The organism is Nonomuraea solani, assembly GCF_900108335.1.
In the GTDB taxonomy this organism is placed as follows: domain Bacteria; phylum Actinomycetota; class Actinomycetes; order Streptosporangiales; family Streptosporangiaceae; genus Nonomuraea; species Nonomuraea solani.
Map to the genome: position 1 here is coordinate 1 of NZ_FNVT01000002.1, position 20,540 is coordinate 20,540.

Consider the following 20,540-nt stretch of genomic DNA (forward strand, 5'->3'; position numbering starts at 1 on the left):
ACCGGAACCCCCACACCCCGCTCAGCGAGCACCTGACACGCCCGCACGAAAGCATCGAGAATCGCCCGCCCGGTCTCCTCCGTGAACAGGTCCGTCGCGTACTCCAGCACCACCTGCAGGCCGTCGTCCTGCGGTTCATCCACCATCAGCGTGATGTCGAACTTCGACATCCCCTCCTCCAGCGGCAACCGCTCCATCTCCACGTCCTCCAGGCCGCCGATGGCCGCCTGGGGCGCGTTCTGCAGCACGAACATGCTCTGGAAGATGGGGTTGCGCGCCAGGTCACGGTCGGGGGCCAGCTCCTCCACCAACCGCTCAAAGGGCACGTCCTGGTGGGCGAAGGCGTCCAGGCACGTCTCGCGCACCCGCGCCAGCAGCCCCGCGAACGACTCGCCCGCCTCCACCCGGGTACGCAGCGCCAGGGTGTTGACGAAGAAGCCGATCAGGTCCTCCACCTCGGTGCGCGTCCGGTTGGCCACCGGGACCCCGACCACCACCTCGGGCTGTCCGGCCCGGCGCGTCAGCAGCGCCGCGTAGACCGCCTGCAGCACCATGAACAGCGTCGCGCCGTGCTGCTGGGCCAGCCGTTCCAGTGTGCTCGCCGTGGCCGCGCCGACCTGGGCACGCAGGTGGGCGCCCCGGTAGCTGGGCACCGCCGGGCGCGGCAGGTCGGCGGGCAGTTCCAGTACGGCCGGGGCACCGGCCAGCGCGTCGCGCCAGAACGCCAGTTGCTCCTCCATCGCCCCGGAGGCCAGCCATCGCCGCTGCCACACCGCGAAGTCGGCGTACTGCACCGGCAGCGCCGGCAGTTCCAGCCCGGCGTACGCGGCCTGGACCTCGCGCAGCAGTACGCCCACCGACCAGCCGTCGGAGACGATGTGATGCATCGACAACGCCAGCACGAACTCCTGCTCCGACAGCCGGGCCAGCACCCACCGGGTCAACGGCCCGCGTTCCAGGTCGAAGGGGCGCCCGGCCAGGTCCGCCGCCAGCCGCCGTACCGCCAGGTCCGCGTCGGCCGTCTCTCGCAGGTCGACCTCCGTGAAGTCGATCAGGGGTTCATCGCCGATCACCTGCATGGGACGGCCGTCCACCTCGGTGAACACGGTCCGCAGCACCTCGTGACGCCCCACCGCCCGCAGCGCGGCGCGCAGCCGGTCGGCGTCCACCCGGCCGCGCAACCGCACCGCCGCCGGCACGTTGTACGCCGCGCTGCCGGGCTCCAGCCGATACAGGAACCACAACCGCTGCTGCGCGTACGACACCTCGACCGGCCCGCCACGCTCCACCGGCACCAACGGCACGGATTCCTGGACCTGGGCGCGCTCCACCACCGAGGCCAGCTCCCGCACCATCGGATGCTCGAACAGCGACCGCAGCCGTACGGACACCCCGAACTGCTCGTTGACGCGTGCGATCACCTGGGTGGCCAGCAGCGAATGCCCGCCCAGCAGGAAGAAGTCGTCCTCCGCGCCCACCTTCTCGACGCCGAGCACCTCGGCGAAGATCTCCGTCAGCGAACGCTCCTGCGCCGTCTCGGGTGCCACGTACGCGGTACGACCGGCGAACTCCGGAACCGGAAGCGCCGCCCGATCGACCTTGCCGTTCGGCGTCAACGGCAGCGCCGCCAGCACGACCACGGCCGACGGCACCATCGCGTCCGGAAGCACCCGCGCAACCCGCGCCCGCACCTGACCGGCATCGACGGGGCCGGCGACGTAGCCCGCCAGGCGGGTCTGGCCGAGGTGGTCGCTCACCGCCGTCACGACGGCGTCCGCGACGCCTTCGACCGCACGCAGGGCCGCCTCGACCTCGCCCAGCTCGATCCGCTGGCCGCGCACCTTCACCTGATGGTCCCGCCGGCCCAGGAACTCCAGCCGACCATCCGGCAGATACCGCACCACATCGCCGGTGCGATACAACCGCGCCCCGCTCACCCCGGAGAACGGATCCGGCACGAACGCCATCGCGGTCCGCACCGGATCACCCAGATAACCCCGCCCAACACCCGCACCACCGACCAGCAGCTCGCCGGGCACGCCGACCGGGACCGGCTCCAACAGCTCATCCACCACATAGAGCCGGGTGTTGCCGATCGGGTGCCCGATGGCCATACCGGGACGCTCGTCCAGGTCATCGCCGCCGGTGGCGCTCGCGACGCAACAGCCGACCACCGTCTCGGTCGGCCCGTACTCGTTGACCACCCGCGCGTCCGGCGCCACCGCGAACAGGCGGCGCACCAGGGTCGGCGCCAGTGCCTCGCCACCGACGACGAAGCAGATCCGCGAACCGGCCAGCGTGCCCGTGGGCAGCAGCCGGCAGATCGCCTCCAGATGGGCGGGTGTCAGCTTGACCAGGTTGGGCCGTGCCGGGCCGGCCAGCAGGTCGGCGAGGCCCTCGATCGGGGACTCCTCATCGACGAGATGCACCGACCCGCCGTGGGCGAGCGGCACCCACAGGCTCGTCACCGTCAGGTCGAAGCCCACGGTGGTGTGCAGCGGGGCGACCGGCGGCTCGTCCGGGCAGTACTCCGCCCCGGCCCACGTCACATAGTTGAACAGCCCGGAATGGGTGAGCTGCACTCCCTTCGGGCGGCCGGTGGAGCCGGAGGTGTACAGCACATAGGCAAGCTCACCCAGCGCGGGCGAGCCACCCTGCCCGGTCCCGGTGGACAGGGTGTGCACGTCCAGGACCGGTGCGGTCGTCGCCGGGGCGTGGCCGTGGGTCTCCAGGATGGCGGCCGGGCGGGCGTCCGCCGCGATCGCGGCCAGCCGGGCGGCCGGTTGGGACGGGTCCAGCGGCAGGTACGCCGCGCCCCGCCGCCACACCGCCAGCAGCGCCGCCACGAGTTCGACGGAACGCGGCACGGCGACCCCGACCACGTCCGAAACCCCCACGCCCGCCGCCGCCAGCCCGGCGGCGATCCGACCGGCCATGGTGTCCAGCTCGGCGTACGTGACCATGCGGTCTCCGGCCACGACCGCGACGGCGTCCGGCGTCAGGGCGGCCCGCCGGGCGATCAGCGCCGGAACCGTGGCGGCACCGTCCGTCTCCAAGGGCAACGCAGGCCCGGCCGACCAGGCGGCGAGCCGGCGCCGCTGCTCCTCGCTCACCGTCAGCAGCGCGCCCAACGGCCGGTCGGGGGCCTCCGTGCCCGTACGCAGCACGGTGACCACCTGGTCGAGCAGACCTTCGGCGGTGTCGCGGGTGAACAGGTCGGTGGCGTACTCCAGGCTCAGCTCGACCCCGGCCGGACCCTCGTGGACGAACAGCGTGAGATCGAACTTGGCCACCGCCTGCGGCACGTCGAAGCGGTGCGCGGTCAGGCCGGCCGTCAGCTCGAAGCCGCCCGGCGCGTTGTCCATGGCGATCATGGCCTGGAACAGCGGGTTCCGTGAGCGGTCCCGCTGGCCGCCGAGCGCACGGACGACCTCGCCGAACGGGACGTCCCCATGGGCGAGCGCCTCCGCCGTGCGCTCGCGTACATGCGTGAGCAGCTCACCGAACGACAGGTCCCGCCGCCAGTCGGTGGGCACCACCAGGGTGTTGACGAAGAAGCCGATCAGCTCCCCGATGTTCGGGTGGTCCCGGTTGGCGCTCGGGACGCCGATCCGGATCCGCTCCTGCGCCGCGTTCCGCGCGAGGACGGCCGCGAACGCGGCGTGCACCGCCGTGAACAGCGTGGCGCCCCGCCCGGCCGCCACCGTACGCGCCCGGCGGCCGAAGTCCACGACCGCGCTCACCCGGTCACCGGTGAACGACGGCACGCGGGGACGGGCGCGGTCGAGCGGCAGTTCCAGGACCAGGTCCTGGTCGGCGAGCGTGGTACGCCAGTAGGCGAGCTGCTCGTCCTGGACCCCGGAGCGCAGCCACTCGTTGTGCCAGAGGGCGAAGTCGGCGTACTGCAGGGCGGGCGCCGGCAGCAGGCCACCGCCCGCACCGGCCAGTTCGCCCAGATACAGGACGGCGAGTTCCCTGACGAACACGCTCATCGACGAACCGTCGGTGATGATGTGGTGCATGAGCAGCAGCACCACATGATCGTCTTCGCCCAGCCGGAAGACGGCGGCCCGCAGCAGCGGCCCCTTCTCCAGATCGAACGGCTCCGCCGCCCGCCGGGCGCACTCGCGCCGGCACGTGGCCGCCGCGTCCGCGCCCAGCTCGCCCAGGTCCACGTGATCCACCGGCAGCGGCAGGCCGTCCGCCGGATGGATCACCTGGGAGACCTCGCCGCCGGCGATGGTGAACGTGGTCCGCAGAATCTCGTGCCGCTCGCACATGCCGCGCAGCGCCCGCTCCAGCGCCCCGGTGTCCAGCGGTCCGGTCAGCCTGATGGCGGCCGGCACGTTGTACGCCGTGGACGTCGGGTCGAGTTCGACGAGCAGCCGCAGGCCGGCCTGCGCCGGAGAGGCCGGCATGACGTAGACGTCGCCCGAGTGCATCTGGTCCTCGCTCACTGATCGTTGGTCCGTCGTGCCGGCCGGGAGACCGGGCTACTGGTCGCCGGGGCGGCGTGCGTAGGCACTCCGCGAAACCGCGGTGGGCCCGGAAGGCGCCGCCGTGCCGCCGGTCCCGCTTCGTGCGGCGATCTGCTGGGCCACGGCGCGCGCGGTCGGGTCGTTGAACAGCTCGTTCAGCCCGAAGTCGACCTGGTAGCGCTGCTTGAGCTGGGACAGGAGCCGGATGGCCAGCAGCGAGTGCCCGCCGATCTCGAAGAAGTTGTCGTCCAGCCCCACGCTCGGCCGCCCGAGCACCTCGGCGAGCAGCGCCGCGATCTCCGCGTGCAGCCCGTCGGCCTGAGCCTCTTCCGGTGAGCCGGTGTCCTCGGGAAGCCGGAGCGCGGCCCGGTCGATCTTCCTGTTCGGGTTCTTGGGCAGTTCGTCCAGGCGTACGAGCTGGGCGGGCAGCATGTACTCGGGCAGGCGGTCCGCGAGGAACGAGGTCAGCTCCGTCACGGCCGGCGTACCGGCGTAATACGCCACCAGGCGCTTCTCCCCCCTCGACGTGTCCACCACGGTCACCGCCTCCAGCACGCCCGGGTGCGCGTTGAGCGTGGCGTCGATGTCGCCCAGCTCGATGCGGAACCCGCGGATCTTGACCTGGAAGTCGATCCGGCCGAGGAAGTCGATGGCGCCGTTCGGCAGCCAGCGGGCCAGGTCTCCGGAGGCGTACATGCGGGCCCCCGGCTCCGTGCTGAACGGGTCCGGCAGGAACTTCTCGGCCGTCAGACCGGGCCGGTTCACGTAGCCGCGCCCGAGGCCGTCGCCACCGATGTAGAGCTGGCCCGGCACGCCGATCGGCACCGGGTTCAGCCGCTCGTCGAGGACGTACACCTGGGTGTTGGCGATCGGGCCGCCGATCGGCAGGCGCCAGACGTCGTCCGGCACCTCGGCCAGCGGCCATGTCGTCGCGAACGTCGTCGACTCGGTGGGGCCGTAGCCGTTGGTCAGCAGCGGGCCGCCCAGGCCGGCGACCTCGCGGGCCCGCTTCGGGTCCATCGAGTCGCCACCGACGAGCATCTGGCGCACGGAGGCGAAGGTGGCGGGGTCGTAGCCGGCGAGCTGCGTGAACAGCGGCGTGGCCATGACCATGGTGTGGATGTCGTGCTCGCGCAGCGCCGCCGCCAGCTTCGGAGGCGACAGGACGGTGTCCTTGCCGAATCCGACCAGCTCGCCGCCGTTGAGCAGCGCGCCCCAGATCTCCAGCGTGGCCGCGTCGAACGCGTTGTTGGACAACTGGGACACCCGGTCGCCGGGGGCGAGGGAGAAGTAGTTGGTGTCGCGTACGAGCCGGATGACGTTGCGGTGCGTGATGCAGATGCCCTTCGGCGTCCCCGACGAACCGGAGGTGTACATCACGTACAGGAGACCGTCCGGCGCGGTGGAGTCGTCCACGGGAAGGTCGTTGGCCGGGTCGGCGGCCGTCTCTGGGGTCAGGAAGTCACCCGGCGCCAGCCGCGGCAGGTCCGCCGGCACGTCGTCAAGGCTGTCGGCGAGCAGCAGCGCCGGCTTCGACTCGGCGACGATCTGCCGCAGCCGGTGCGGCGGCTGCGCCGGGTCCAGCGGCACGTACACGCCGCCCGCCTTGGCCACCGCGAGCATGGCGACGACCACCGCCGGGTCGCGGTCCACGTGCAGGCCGACGGGCGTCTCCGCGCCCACTCCCAGCTCCCGCAGCCGCCTGGCCAGCGCGTTCGAGACCCGGTCCAGCTCCCGGTAGGAGTAGGACAGCGCGCCGTAGGTGAGAGCGGGGGCGTCCGGCCGCTCGGCGGCGATCCGGGCGAACAGCCTGGTCACCGTGCTCGTACGCGGATAGTCCGTCGAGGTCGCGTTCCACTTGGCGATCTGCAGCAGGTCGTCGGCCCGGGCCGGCGGGACGGCGGCGAGCGGTTCGCCGGCCCGCTCCGCCAGCCGCCCGGCCAGGTCCGCGAAGGTGGCGGCGAAGCGCTCCACCATGTCGCGGTCGAAGAGGTCGGTCGAGAAGTTGATGCCCGCCTCCAGGCGGTCGCCGACCTCGGTGACCACCATCGTCAGGTCGATCTGCGCGGTACGCCGGACGAGCTCCAGCGACTCGGCCTCCAGCTCCCCGAACCGCACCCGGAGACCGGGGCGGCCGAAGTTGAGCGCGCCCAGGTCCTCGCCGCCGGCCAGATGCGACCTGGTCAGGCTGAACATGAGCTGGTAGCCGGGCGGCCTGGACGCCTCGCGGGCCAGGCCGAGCCGCTCGACGAGGACGGGGAAGGGCATCTCCTGGTGCCGCATCGCCCCGGCCACCGTCTGGCGCGTGGCCTGGATCTGCTCGGTGAAGCTGCGCCCGGCGTCCATCCGCGAGCGGATCAGCACCGGGTTCACGAAGTAGCCGACGACGCCGTGCATGTCGGCGTCGGTCCGGCCGGAGGCGGGCACGCCGACGAGGAAGTCGTCCTCGCCGGTGTAGTGGTGCACCAGGATCTGGAACACCGACAGCAGCGAGACGAACAGCGTGGTGCCCTCGGCCGCGGCCCGTTCGCGCAACACGGCGGTGGTGGCGGCGTCCATCTTCAGGGTGACCGTGTCGCCGCGGTAGGTCTGGACGGGCGGGCGCGGCCGGTCGGCGGGCAGTTCGAGCACCGGCTTGCAGCCGTCGAGCTCGCGGCTCCAGTACTCCCACAGCCGCTGCCCGCGCGGCGAGTCGAGCAGCGCCCGCTGGCGGTGCGCCAGGTCGGCGTAGGTGGCGGGCGGCGGTGGGAGCAGGGTGGCGGTGCCGCCGCTCTCCCGGGCGATCAGCCGTCCCAGCTCGTCGCTCATCACCGCCATCGACCACATGTCGACCGCGATGTGGTGGACGACCAGCGACAGCACGTCTCCGTCCGGCCTGCGGAACAGCGCGACCTGCAGCAGCCTGCCGTTCGGCAGGTCGAACCGCTCGCCCTTGATCTCGCGCTCCAGCCGCTCCTGGAACCGCTGTTCGTCGAGGTGCGCGGCGTCCTCGACGGTGAACGCCACGTCCTGGTGGCCGAGCACCTCCTGGTACGGCTCCCCGCCGGCTTCCGAGCGCAGCGCGGTCCGCAGCGCCGGATGCCGGTCGACGAGCGCCTGGAAGGCGCGGCCCAGCGCGCCCGCGTCCACGTCGCCGAGGAAGCGCAGGGCGACGTACACGTGCTGGACGGCGGTCTCCGGGTGCTGCTGCTCCAGGATCCACAGCGCCTGCTGGTTGATCGTGAGGGGGACGCGCCCGCCGGCCGGGGCCGCCGGCACGGGGTCGGCGGCGGGCTCGACGAGGGTGTCGGCCAGCAGGTCGTCCACGCTCGCGCCGGCCAGCAGCGCCTCAAGGGACAGCTCGACGCCGATGGCGTCCTCGACGGCCGCCTTCAGCTCGATCGCGGCCAGCGAGTCCAGCCCCTGGGCCACGAGGGGCACGTCCGGGTCGACGTCGACGCGCAGCCGGCGGCTCGCGACGGCGAGGACGACCTCACGGGCGGTCTCCTGCCACAGGTGGTCCGGCAGCGGCGCGAGGCCGGTGACGGTCTGGGCCGCGTCCCAGCGGTGCACCACCTTGAGCGAGCCGTCCGCGAGCATCGCCCGGGTGGCGGAGCGCTGGATCTTTCCGCTGGTCGTGCGGGGAATCTGGCCGGGCCGGACGAACACGAGGGTGCCGGGCGTGACCCCGTGGTCGCGGGCCAGCCGCGTGCGCACCCGGGCCGTCACCTCGGCCAGCTCGTCGGTACGGTGGCCGGTCGCCGTCTCCAGGACCAGGCAGACCTCCTCGCGCCCGTCGGTGTCCAGGCCGAAGGCGGCCGCGCCGCGGCGCAGGGACGGGTGGGCGTCGAGGGCGGCCTGCTCCAGGTCCTGCGGGTAGTGGTTGCGACCGCGTACGACGATGAGGTCCTTGCTGCGCCCGGCGACGTAGAGTTGCCCGTCCTTCAGGAAGCCGAGGTCGCCGGTGCGCAGGTAGCGGCGCTCGTCGCCGGGCAGGGTGGCGCCGAACGTCGTGTGCTCGGGGTCGTCGTGGCCCCAGTAGCCGGCCGCGACGTTCTCGCCGGACGTCCAGATCTCGCCGACCGTGCCGTCGGGGGCGGCGGTGCCGCTGTCCGGGTCGACGACGGTCACGGCCAGGTCCTCGGCCACGGGGCCGCAGCCGACGACCGGCAGCCCGTTTTCGGCGGGCAGCGGACTGTTGCCGGGGGCGAGCGAGTCGGGCTCGAAGGTCTCGGCGACCTTGGCCGCGCCGACGGTGCGGCCGGAGACCATCAGCGTCGCCTCGGCGAGGCCGTAGCAGGGGAAGAAGGCGCCGGGCGTGAAGCCGTACGGGGCCATCCGCTCGGCGAACCGCTCCAGGGTCCTGGCCCGCACCGGCTCGGCCCCGTTGAAGGCGATCTGCCAGCTCGACAGGTCGAGCCCGGCGAGGTCGGACTCCGGGATACGGTCCACGCACAGGTCGTAGGCGAAGTTCGGGCCGCCGCTGACGTGGGCGCGCCTGTCGGAGATGGCCTCCAGCCAGCGCAGCGGCCGGGTGATGAACGAGATCGGCGAGAAGAGCGCGGCCGTCGCGCCGGCGTACAGCGGCTGCAGGATGCCGCCGATGAGCCCCATGTCGTGGTACGGCGGCAGCCAGCTCACCACCCGCGTCTCAGCCGTGGTGCCGAACCGCTCCCGGATCTGCCGGGAGTTGACCACCAGGTTCCGGTGGGTCACGATCACGCCGCGCGGGGTGGCGGTGGAGCCGGAGGTGTACTGGAGGAAGGCGACGGAGTCGCCGTCGATCTCCGGCCGGCGCCAGTCGCCGGGCGCGGGCAGGTCGCCGTCGACCGTGATCAGCGGCAGGCCGGGGACGCCGGCCGGCTCCAGCAGGTCGGCGGGGTCGGTGCCGGAGACGATCGCGGCGGCCGGGGCCGAGTCGGCGAGCACCGCCCGGTGGCGGGCCGAGTAGCTGCCCTTGCTCGGCGGGTAGAGCGGCACGGCGATGGTGCCCGCGTACAGGCAACCGAGGAAGGCCGCCACGTAGTCCAGGCCGGGCGGCAGGAGGACCAGCACCCGGTCACCGGGCGCGACCCGCTCGGCGAGCAGGGCGCCGATCGACCGCGCGCGATCGTGCAGCTCGGGAAAGGTGACGGCCGAGGGCTTCGCGTCCCCCGACGCGACGAACTCGAACGCCGTGCCCGGCGACAGCGCCGCCCGCTCGGCGACCACGTCGACGAACGTCGAGGCACGGACAACTGACTGCTCCATGACGGAACTCCTAGCTTCCCGGCTCAGGCGAGCCGCCAACGGATCCAGCGGGCGGCTCCTGCCAGCCCGAACACGGTCATCGCGGTCAGCACCACGATGTCCAGGGTGAAAGCGGCGCCCAGGTCGCCGCTGAGCGTGTGCCGCAGCGCGTCGGCCGCGTAGGTCGGGGGCAGGAGGTAGCCGAGGACCTGCAGCGGCAGCGGCAACGACTCCGGCGGGATGAGCACCGGGGCCGCCAGCAGCAGCACGAAGATCAAGAGGTTGGTGATGACGACGATCAGGTCCATGCTGTTGATCAGGGTGCCGATCGCCAGCCCGATCGCCGACAGGGCCAGGCACGACAGCGGCAGGACCAGCAGCAGGGCGGGCGAGATCGTGAAGTCCACGTCGTACATGAGGCCGGCGGCGACCATCGGGGTGATCAGGCCCGGCATGATCAGGATGAGTCTCGACAGCACCAGCGCGCCGACGAACGACGCCTTGCTGATGGGCAGCGAGGCGTAATAGACCATCATCCCGTCGGTTTTGATCACGCCGATGCGCTGGGCCAGGGTCGCGACGCCCTCGGTGGCGACGGAGAAGATGGCCGCGCCGCTGACGATGTAGAGCAGGCTCGTGGGGTCGTTGAGCCCGCCGCCGATGCGTGACAGGCCGAAGACCATCGCCACCGGCATCAGCAGCCCGAACAGCAGGCTCCACGTCCAGGTGGTGCGGACCTCCAGCATCTGCTCCAGCCACAGATACTTGAAGTCGACGAGCAGCCGCCGGGCCCGCTCCTTGAGAGGCAGGCGCGCCACCGGGACGGCGGGCTCGGGCGCCGGAAGGGGTTTCGCGACGAGCTCCGGAATGGGCGCGGCCGAGTCGCCGCCGTCCATGCTGAGATAGACGTCCTCCAGCGTCGGCCGGCTCAGCTTGAAGTCGTCCACCCTGGCCATGCCGAGGTCGCTCGTCACCGCCTTGACCAGGTCGGGCATCGACTCGGGGTCGGAGTGGACGAGGTAGACACCCTCACGGCCGCCGGGCACGACCGAGCCGACGCGCTCCAGCAGGCTCATCTCCGCCGGCTTCAGCGACTCGCTGTCCTTGACGAACAGCTCCATGCGGACCTTGTCGCCCAGCGTCGCCTTGAGCTCGCCCGGCGTGCCCAGCGCGGTGAGCCGCCCGCCGTGCATGACGCCCACCCGGTGCACGGCCTTCTCGGCCTCCAGCACGTTGTGGGTGACCAGGACGACGGTGGTGCCCTCGGTGAGGCTGCGGCGGGCGACCATGTCCCAGATCAGCCGCCGGTTGCGCGGGTCGAGCTCGTTGGTCGGCTCGTCCAGGATGAGCAGCCTGGTACGCCCCATCAGCGCCATCCCGAAGTTGGCCAGCCGCATCATGCCGCCGCTGAGCTGGTCGACGTACCGATCGGCGACCGACTCCAGGCCCAGCTCCTCGATCAGCTCGGTGGTCTGGTGCCTGGCCTCCTTCTCCGACTGGCCGCGCAGCCGCCCGGTGTAGTGCAGGGCCCGCCGCACCTCCACCAGGCGCATCGACAGGCCCGTCTGCGGCAGGAAGCCGGTCATGGCCTTCACCGCCTCCGGGTCGGACACCACGTCGACGCCCTCGATCCTGATGGAGCCCGACGTGGGGCGTACCAGGCCCAGGAGCTGGGAGACGAGCGTGGTCTTGCCCGCGCCGTTGGCGCCCAGCAGCCCGAAGACCTCGCCACGCGCGATGGAGAAGGTGAGGTCGTCGTTGGCGCGCACCTGATCGCCGTTCCTGCCGGTCTGGTAGACGCGGGTCAGATTGCGGACCTCGATCGCCGTGGCCCCGTCCTCGTATGCCATGTCTCCTCAGAGGGTGTCGTGGGATGGGTGGGTCAGAGTGTCTTGATCTGGCGTACGACGGCGGCCTCGTCGGGCGCGAACCCGAAGGAGACCGGTACGGTCCCCGCGGGCCGCGGCCCCACCAGGGCGGCGACCTGGTCCGGCAGGCCGATGGTGTAGTCGGCCACGTCGACGGCCAGCGGGCTGCCGGCCTTCGTCTCGCAGCCGATCTCGACCCCCGACACGCTGCCGGTGAAGTGGAAGACCACGCCCTCGGCCCCTTCGCCCTGCTTGTCGAGCGCGGGCCCGTCCATCCGGACGCCCGCCACGACGCAGGACTTCAGCGGCGCGCGGGGCAGCCGGATCTGCAGCCGCCAGGCGGCCCGCTGCGAGGCGACCTTGAACCGCACCCGCCGGGTGTCGCCGGCGGTCGCGTCGTCCAGCGTCGTCACGGCCGGGGCGGGCAGGTCCAGCGGCGGGGCCTTGGCCCACAGCACCGGCTCCGCGCCGCGCTGCGGGTAGTAGTCGGCGGCCGGGCCACGGTCCGGGTTCTGGCCCAGGACCCGGCCGGTCCAGGTGTCCGGCTCGGGGTCGCCGCTCATCCACATCGTGGTGCCCTTGGACAGATCCCGTACGTAGACGAGGGAGTTGGGGCGTGGGTGCTCGGCGTCGAAGCCCGACAGCAGCGTGCCCGCGCCCGCCGTCACCAGCGCCAGGGCGGCCGCCGCCGCGACGACCATCGGCCGCGCGAGGCGCATCAGCAGCGGCAGCAGCAGCGCGCCGCCGATCCCGGCCAGCACCATCGCCACGGCGGCCAGCGGAATGCCCAGGGCGATCAGCAGGCCGTCCACCAGCGGCGCGAACAACACGACGGCCACGGCGGGCGCGGCGGCGGTCAGCGGCACTTTCGATCGCGTGCCCCACCACAGCGCGGGCAGCCCGGCCAGCACCGGCCACTGGAACAGGTAGCTCGCCCCGGGCAGCAGGATCACCGACGCGGACAGCAGAACCGCTCCGAGAACCAGCCCGCCGCCGACCAGTTCGGCGGGCCGCCGGCGCCGCAGCAGCCATGCCGCCCCGAGGAACACCGCCGCCGTCAGCACCAGGAAGGCGGCCACGAACAGCCCCCGCTCATACGGCTCCGCCAACGGCAGCGCCGCCAGCTCAGGCCGCGCCACCATGACCACCTGCCACAACCCGAACGTGCCGATGGCCGCCACCAGCACCGCCCCGAACCCGGTGCCCGCCGTGACCAGCACGCCGGCGACCCTCAGCTCACCGGCACGAAAGCCGAGGTACAGCAGCGCCACCAGCCCCAGCACCGTGACCACCGCGAGCGGCAGCGCCCAGCCGGCCGGATAGTGCACCAGAACCCGGGCGAACAGGTCGAAGTAGACGGCGTCCTCGTCGCTGCGCAGCGTCCGCAGGTCGAGGTCGCCGAGCCCGCGCACCAGGCCGAGCATGGAGTCGCCGTGGTGCTGCACGCTGTCCCTGCTGAGCCGCGCCAGGTCGTCGTGCGGCGAGTGGTAGTCGTGGAAGCCGTGCAGGAAGGCGGCGTTGAGGCCGACGGCGCCCCGGTCCCTGAAGACCGTGAAGTCGCTGCCGTTGGGCATCCGCTTGTAGACCTCGTACGCCAGCGAGTTCGCCACCGGCCGCCCGCTGGCGCCCGCGAACGCGTCGATCAGCGGCGCGTTGCCGGTGTTGGTCTCGAACACCATCACCGGACCGCCGCTGCCGCGCGCCTCCCAGTTGAGGACCGCCCCGAAGCCGTCGAGGCCGCTCTTCTGGGCGAACAGCTCCGCCCCGAGCGCGCCGAGCTCCTCGCCGTCGGTGAACAGGAACACCACGTCGTTGCGGACGCCGCCGGACGCCTTCAGTGCCCGCATCGTCTCCAGCATCGCCGCCACGGCCGCGCCGTCGTCGGCCGCGCCGGGCCCGGTCGGGACGGAGTCGTAGTGCGACACGAGCAGCAGTGCCTTGCCTCCGCCGCCCGCCGGCGCGCTGCCGCGGACCTTGGCGATCACGTTGTGCGCGGTCGCCGCCGGGAACGGGTTGCCCCAGGCCGGGCGTACGACGTCACCCGACTGCACGCTCACCTCGGCGCCCAGCGCCCTGGCCGTGTCGACCAGGTAGGCGCGCACGCGGGCGTTGTCCGGCGTCCCCAGGGGATGCGGGCGCTGCGCGATCTGGCCGAGGTGCGCGGCGGCCCTGGCGGCGGAGAACTCCGCCGCCGGAGCGTCCGTGCCGCGCGCCGCCGGTGGCGCGAACGCCAGCAGGGCCAGCACGCCGAGCAGCGCCAGCCCGGCCCCGACGGCCGCGAGCAGCGCACGGTGCGGCGCCGGGCCCGGTGCGGCCGGGCCGGCCACGCGTACCGGCTGTTCGCCGGTGATCCCCGCCGACATCGTCACGTCCTCAGGCCGTACGCCAGAACGGCACGATGTTCTCGATCTTCTCGATGATGCCGTGGCAGTAGTTGGCGTTGTGGTCCAGGCTCTGGGCGGCCATGTACGGGTACTGCAGCCGCTTGTGGTCCACCGTGAACACCGTCCCGGCCGGGGGCGCCGGGTCGAGCCGGACGGCCGTGGCCAGGCTCTCGTGCCAGGCCCTGTCCAGTTCGACCGTGTAGGCCCGGCCCTCGGACGCCACCACCTTGAGCGCCTCGAACGGGTGGTCGTGGACTTCGAGCGGCGTGGAGCTGTACACGTAGGGCCGGTTGAGCAGGTCGATCTCGAACAGGCCGCGCGCGGTCTCGTCCGACCACCACGGCTGCGCTTGGGCGAACTCGCGCAGTTGCCGGGTGAACAGCGCGCGGTGCTCGTGCAGCACGGTGTGGATGAACAGGCCGTAGTTGCCGACGTCGTAGTAGAGCGCGTCGCGGATCGACCGCTCGACGTACTCGACGATCGGGTCGTCGGCCGGCAGCGAGCGCCAGTGGTCGACGAACGCCGAGAACAGCTCGGGGTAGGTGACGATGCCCTTGCCGGTCAGGTACTTGCCGGTCGCCCGCAGGCTGCGCGTGTTGTGCACCGCGTGGACGGCGTAGAAGTACCGCATGCCCTCGACGAACTCGTCGGTGCTCACCTGCTCGGTGCCGATGACGATCTGCGCCTCCGCGACACCGCCGCCGGCCGACCGGGTGATCAGGCCGAGCTTGTCCCGGTTGTGGTAGATCGGCGTGTTGTTCAGCAGCAGGTGCGAGTACGAGATGATCGTGTGCGCGTCCTTCTCGCACAGCGTCCCGATGCCCTTCTTGAACGTCTCCAGCGTCTCGCCGGGCAGCGGCCAGATCAGCTCGATGAAGGAGCTCAGCCCCCGGTCGCGCAGGTCGTCCTGGACGGAGGCGAAGGCGTCCAGCTTGATGTTGTCCCGCCGGATGATCTTCAGGCTCTCCGGCTCCAGCGTCTGCATCGACACCGGCTGGGAGGTGACGAGCCCCGCCTCCTGGAAGATCCCCGTGATCTTGGTGACCGCGTGCGGCTTGTTCTTCGCGGCGGAGAAGTAGACGACGTTGGGCAGGTGGTTCTCCCGCGCCAGCGCCGCGATGTGCTCGGAGAACTCGACGTCGCGGGCGAGCATGCCCCAGTTGGCATCGGCGATGTACAGAAAAAGTGTGCCGTTGCGCGACATCCAGGTCAGCTCGTCACGGATCCGGTCCTCGTCGAAGCGGTACACCCGGTCGTTGGTCGCCGCGCCCCAGAAGCAGAACCCGCAGTGGTAGGGGCAGCCGCGGTTGGTCTCGATGATGCTGATGCTGTACTCGGGCAGGATGAGCCCGGACAGGAACGGCGACGGAATGGTGTCGAGGTCCTTGATGCGAGCCCGGTCACCGGTGTTGACCAGCTCGCCGTCGCGGTAGACGCTCAGCCCCTCGACCTTGGTGATGTCGGGGTGCGGCTCGGTCAGCTCCCTCAGATATTCGGTGAAGGTGATCTCACCCTCCCCGTTGCACAGGGCGAGCTTCTCGTCCGCCGGGTCGAGGTAGCGCAACCCGTGGTGCATCACCTGCGGGCCGCCCAGCATGATGTGGGCGTCCGGCCTGGCCTCGCGCACCATCTTGACCAGCGGCCGCACCAGGCCGATGTTCCAGACGTAGGTGGAGAACGCGAAGACGTCCGACGGCCTGCCGATCAGGTCCCTGGCGATGTCGTCGAGCGGCGTCTTGATGCTCGTCGTGTACTTGTCGAACCGGTACTCCTTGGACACCACCGGATCCGTGGACGCGTACGCCTCCAGATAGCCGGAGACGAGCGGGGTGATGCGCTCGAAGACCGAGAGCTCCACCGTGGTCACTGTCTTCATGCGTTCCCCATTCGTTCCAACGCGGCGACGAGCCGCGCGCCCAGCTCCCGTGCTTGCTCCGGAAGCGCCCGATCGGCCGCGAACGTGAACGCCAGCGCGTCTTGAGCGCCGCGCAGCACGTCGACCCGGACCGGGAACTCCGTCTGGGCCAGGCCCAGATCCCTCCTGATGAGGGGGTGGTCCACCGCGTCCGGCAGCGCGGCCGCCCGCAGCGACTCGTCGACCGGATAGTTGTCGAACACCAGGACCGACTCCAGGGCCCGTCCCTGGGTCATCGCGCCGAGTTCGAGCACGGCGTGCTCCTCGGCCACCGCCCGCTCCACCTGGAGCCGCGCGGCCGCCGCCACGACCGGCTCGCCCGCCCGGAAGGCGAAGCGCACCGGCATGGTGTTGATGAACGGCCCGACGGCCGACTCCGCGCCCGCCAGCGCGGGCCGGCCGGAGGTCGTGACGCCGAACACGACGTCGTCGCGCCCGGACAGCCCGGCCACCACCTCCGCCCAGGCGAGCTGGACGAGCGTGGCGAACGTGACGCCGTGCTCCCGCCCGTAGGCGTCCAGGCCCTTCAGCAGCGCCGGGTCCAGGTCGGTGACCAGGCGGACCGGCCGCCCGGCCAGGTGCCCGTCCTCCGGCGGCCCGGCCCAGGGGCCGGGGCTGTCGCCGAGGTGGCCGGCCCAGAAGCGGGCCGCGCCGGCCGTGTCCCGGGCGGCGATCCACCTGACGTGCTCGTCGAAGGGCGGCGGCTCGGGCAGCTCCGGCCGCTCACCGGTGATGAACGCCAGGTAGGCGGCGAGCAGGTCCTTGCGGAGCTGCATGCAGGACCAGCCGTCCAGCACGCTGTAGTGGTGCAGTTGCACGACGAGCTGCACGTCGTCGGTCAGCCGGTAGCGCAGGAACTTGATCAGCGGGGCCACCGCCAGGTCGAACCCGGCGCGGCGCTCCTCGTCCAGCTCGGCGAGGACCGCGCGGTCCTGCTCGTCCAGCGTCAGGCCGCGCAGGTCGCGGGTGCGGATGGGCGGTTCGACGCGGCCGGCGACGACCGGCCGGGGGCGGCCGGAGGCCACGTCCTCGTACGACGTGCGCAGGATCGCGTGGCGGGCGAACAGCCACTCCCAGGCTTCCTGGAACGCCCTCTCGTCGAGCTCGCCGGGCAGCGGGAACGCGGACTGGATGACGTACAGGCCGGGCACCGGCTGAAGGCGTCCGACGGAGAGCATGTGCCGCTGGATGGGCGCGAGGACGTGCCGATCCGCGCCGGTCGTCGTTTCGGCCGGTTCGTTCGCGGCGTTGTCGATCGCCGCCGCCAGCTCCCCGATCGTCTGGTGCTGGAACACCAGGCGCGGCGTCAGCTCCAGACCGGCCGCCCGGGCCCGGGTCACCATGCGGATGCAGGCCACCGAGTCGCCGCCGAGCGCGAAGAACCCGTCGTCCGCCGTGATGCCCTCACGTCCGAGCAGGTTGCGCCACACCTCGGCGAGCGTCAGCTCGGTCGGCGTCTTGGGCTCGCGCCCCTGGGCGTCGCCGCCCGGCTCGGGCTCCGCGCCGGGGACGGGCAGCCGTCCACGGTCCACCTTGCCGTTGGGCGTGAGCGGGATCCGCTCCATGACGACCAGGGCCGACGGCACCATGTACTCCGGCAGCGCGGCGCGCAGCCGCTCGCGCAGCGCGCCCGGGTCCGGTTCGGTGCCGCCGTCCTCGGGCACCACGTACCCGACCAGGGTGCGCCGGCCGCCGGTCTCCGGGGCCGCGACCACGGCCTGGGCGATCTCCGGCTGCGCGCGCAGCGCGGCCTCGACCTCGCCCAGCTCGATGCGGTTGCCCGCGATCTTGACCTGGAAGTCGATCCGGCCCAGCAGTTCGAGCAGGCCGTCCGGCCCGTATCGGGCCAGGTCGCCCGTGCGGTACATCCGGTCGCCCGGCACGCCGCTGAACGGGTTCGGCAGGAACCGGTCCGCGGTCTGCGCGGCGGCTCCCAGATAGCCCCAGGCCAGCCCCGCGCCGCCGAGGAACAGCTCCCCCGGCACGCCGGGCGGCACGAGATGGCCCTCGGGATCGACGACATAGGCGAGCTGATTGGCCATGGGCCTGCCGTAGGGGATGCTCCGCCAGGCCGGATCCACCGCGCCGACCTCGAAGATCGTCGAGTCCATGGAGGCCTCGGTCGCGCCGCCCAGGCTGACGACGCGGGCGTCCGGTGAGAGGGCGCGCAGGGCGTCCGGCATGGTCGTCGGGATCCAGTCGCCGCCCAGCAGCACGACGCGCAACGACGGGAGCCGGGCGACGCCGAGGTCGTCCGCCGCGTCGATGAGCAGGCCCAGCAGGGCGGGGACGGAGTGCCAGACGCTGACCTCGTGCTCGCGGATCAGGTCCAGCCAGTGGCCCGGGTCGCGCTCGCGCGCCGGCTCCGGCAGCACCATCGTGCCGCCGGCCAGCAGGGTGCCGATCACGTCGTACGCCGTCATGTCGAACGCCAGCGAGGACACCGACAGCACGGCGTCGCCGCGGCCGATCTCGTACCGGCGGTTGAAGTCGGCGAAGTTGTTGATCCGGCCGCGCTGGTCGAGCAGCACGGCCTTGGGGCGGCCGGTGGAGCCCGAGGTGAAGATGACGTAGCACAGGTCCTCAGGCGTGGCGGCGGACTCGACCGGCTCGTCCGGGAGCGCGTCCAGCCGTTCCGCCAGGTCTTCGAGGACCAGCACGGGGGCGTGCGCCGCCGGCACCCGGCCGGCCACCGAGCGGTTGGTGAGCACGGCCAGCGCGCCCGAGTCCGCCACCATCAAGGCCAGGCGATCGGCCGGGTGAGCGGTGTCGAGCGGCAGGTAGGCGGCGCCGGACTTGAGCACCGCCAGCACGGCGAGCGGCAGGTCGGCGGTGCGGTCGGTGGCGACCCCGACCACCGTGCCCGGGCCCGCGCCGCGCTCCGCCAGCAGCCGGGCCAGCCGGTTGGAGCGCCGGTCCAGCTCGTCGTAGGTGAGGGTGCCCGCCGTGGTGCGCACGGCGGGCGCGCCGGGCGCCGCCGCGACCCGCTCGGCGAACAGGCCCGCGATGGTCTGGTCCGCCGGGTACGGGACCTCCGTGGCGTTCCACTCCAGGGCCGCGCGCCGCCGCTCGGCCTCGCCGAGGACCGGCAGCGACGACAGGGCCGCCTCCGGGCCGGCGACCATGGCGGCGATCGCGTTCTCCAGGTGGCCGAGCAGCGCGTCGATGCGCTCCGGGGTGAAGATCTCGGCGTCGTACTCGCAGCTCACGTCGATGCCCTCGGGGCCGTCGAGCAGCGACAGGTCAAGGTCGAACTTGGCGGTCCCGTTGTGCAGGTCGAACCGCTCCACCGCCAGCCCCGGCAGCCCCGCCGTCTCGGGGACCTGCTGGTAGACGAACATCACCTGGAAGAGCGGATTGCGGGTGAGGGTCCGCTCGGGCCGGCGCAGCGCGACGACCTTCTCGAACGGCACGTCCTGGTGGTCGTACGACGCCGCCACGTCGTCGCGCACCTGGCGCAGCCCTTCGCGCACCGTGGCGGAGCCCGGCGGGCGGACGCGGAGCACCAGGGTGTTGGCGAAGCAGCCGATGAGCCGTTCGGTGTGCGGGGTGGGCCGGTTCGAGGCGGGCGTGCCGACCAGGAAGTCCTGTTTGCCGCTCTGCCGGCGCAGCACCACGCCGAGCGCGGTGAGCGCGGTCATGAAGGGCGTCACGCCCTGGGCCGCCGCGAACTCGTGCATGCGGGCCGCGAGTGCGCGGGGGATGCGCCTTTTGCGCCGGCCGCCGGCGTGCGTGGGCCGGGAAGGGCGTGGCCGGTCCGTCGGCAGGTCCAGCGACGTCTCCACGCCCTCCAGCCAGGCGTCCCAGAACTCCAGGCCGCGTTCCAGGCGCTCGCCCTCGGTCGTGGAGCGCTGCCAGCCGGCGTAGTCGGCGTACTGGATGGGCGGTTCCGGCAGCGCGGGCGGGGAGCCGGCGCGCAGCGCGGTGTAGGCGGCGGCGAACTCCTGGAACAGGATGCTCGTGGAGGCGCCGTCCGTGGCGATGTGGTGCACCACGACGACCAGCACGTGGTCGTCGTCCGCGAGCCGGATCAGGGTGGCGCGCAGCGGCAGCCCGGTCTCCAGATCGAAGGGCCTGGCCGCGAACCCGGCGGCGAGTTCGCGCGCCACCGCCTCTCCGGACACGTCCGTGCGCGTGAGCTCGAACTCCTCGGGCGCGCCGAGCGCCGTCACCGGCTCGTCGTCCTCGGTGACGTAGCGCGTGCGCAGGATCTCGTGGCGGCGCACGACGTCGCGCAAGGCCGCCTCGGCCGCGCCGGCGTCGAACTCGCCCCGCAGCCGCACCGCCATCGGCACGTTGTACAGGCCGCCGTCCGGCTCCTGCCGCCACAGGACGTAGAACTGCCGCTGCGCGAACGAGAGCGGACGCCGTCCTTCGCCGCGCGGAATCTCCGGCCTGGCCGCCGCCCGCCGCCGGCTGAGCAGCTTGGCCAGCAGCGCCTGCCGGTTCGCCGGGAGCTCCGCCAGCCGCTCGTCGAGTGAGCTCACGGAGCCTGTCCCGCGAGCCGCTCACGGACCGACTTGGGCGTGAGGTCCGTCCACACCGTGGCGATGTGGTCCAGGCAGTCCTGGCGCGTGCCGGTGAAGCCGGTCTCGTTCCAGCCGGCCGGCAGCGGGCGCTCGGCGAACCAGATCGAGTACTGCTCCTCGTGGTTCGCCACGACCTTGTACTGAAGGGAATCGCTCAT

Annotated in this window: 7 protein-coding genes; all 7 read right to left on the minus strand. The window is 72.4% G+C overall.

Features of this window, described 5'->3' with window-relative positions:
• On the minus strand, positions 1-4,457 hold a 4,457-nt coding region (locus C4V41_RS05850), incomplete at its 3' end, for a non-ribosomal peptide synthetase (protein WP_146103555.1).
• A 36-nt stretch (positions 4,458-4,493) separates the two neighbouring features.
• Positions 4,494-9,707: a non-ribosomal peptide synthetase gene (locus C4V41_RS05855; RefSeq protein ID WP_103954767.1), complete on the minus strand. Its 5,214-nt coding sequence runs from the start codon at positions 9,705-9,707 to the stop codon at positions 4,494-4,496.
• Positions 9,708-9,730: 23 nt separating this feature from the next.
• Positions 9,731-11,536, minus strand: coding sequence for an ABC transporter ATP-binding protein/permease (locus C4V41_RS05860; RefSeq protein ID WP_103954768.1), 1,806 nt, complete (start codon positions 11,534-11,536; stop codon positions 9,731-9,733).
• A gap of 32 nt (positions 11,537-11,568) precedes the next feature.
• Positions 11,569-13,917: a M20/M25/M40 family metallo-hydrolase gene (locus C4V41_RS05865; protein ID WP_103954769.1), complete on the minus strand. Its 2,349-nt coding sequence runs from the start codon at positions 13,915-13,917 to the stop codon at positions 11,569-11,571.
• A 10-nt stretch (positions 13,918-13,927) separates the two neighbouring features.
• Positions 13,928-15,814, minus strand: a complete 1,887-nt coding sequence (locus C4V41_RS05870; RefSeq protein WP_146103556.1) for a radical SAM protein — start codon at positions 15,812-15,814, stop codon at positions 13,928-13,930.
• Complete coding sequence (locus C4V41_RS05875; RefSeq protein WP_103954771.1) at positions 15,811-20,340, minus strand: non-ribosomal peptide synthetase; 4,530 nt, start codon at positions 20,338-20,340, stop codon at positions 15,811-15,813. The genes C4V41_RS05870 and C4V41_RS05875 overlap by 4 nt, the downstream gene beginning before the upstream one ends.
• The gene (locus C4V41_RS05880) at positions 20,337-20,540 is read right to left on the minus strand and encodes an MbtH family protein (protein WP_103954772.1); all 204 of its coding nucleotides are present in this window, start codon (positions 20,538-20,540) and stop codon (positions 20,337-20,339) included. The genes C4V41_RS05875 and C4V41_RS05880 overlap by 4 nt, the downstream gene beginning before the upstream one ends.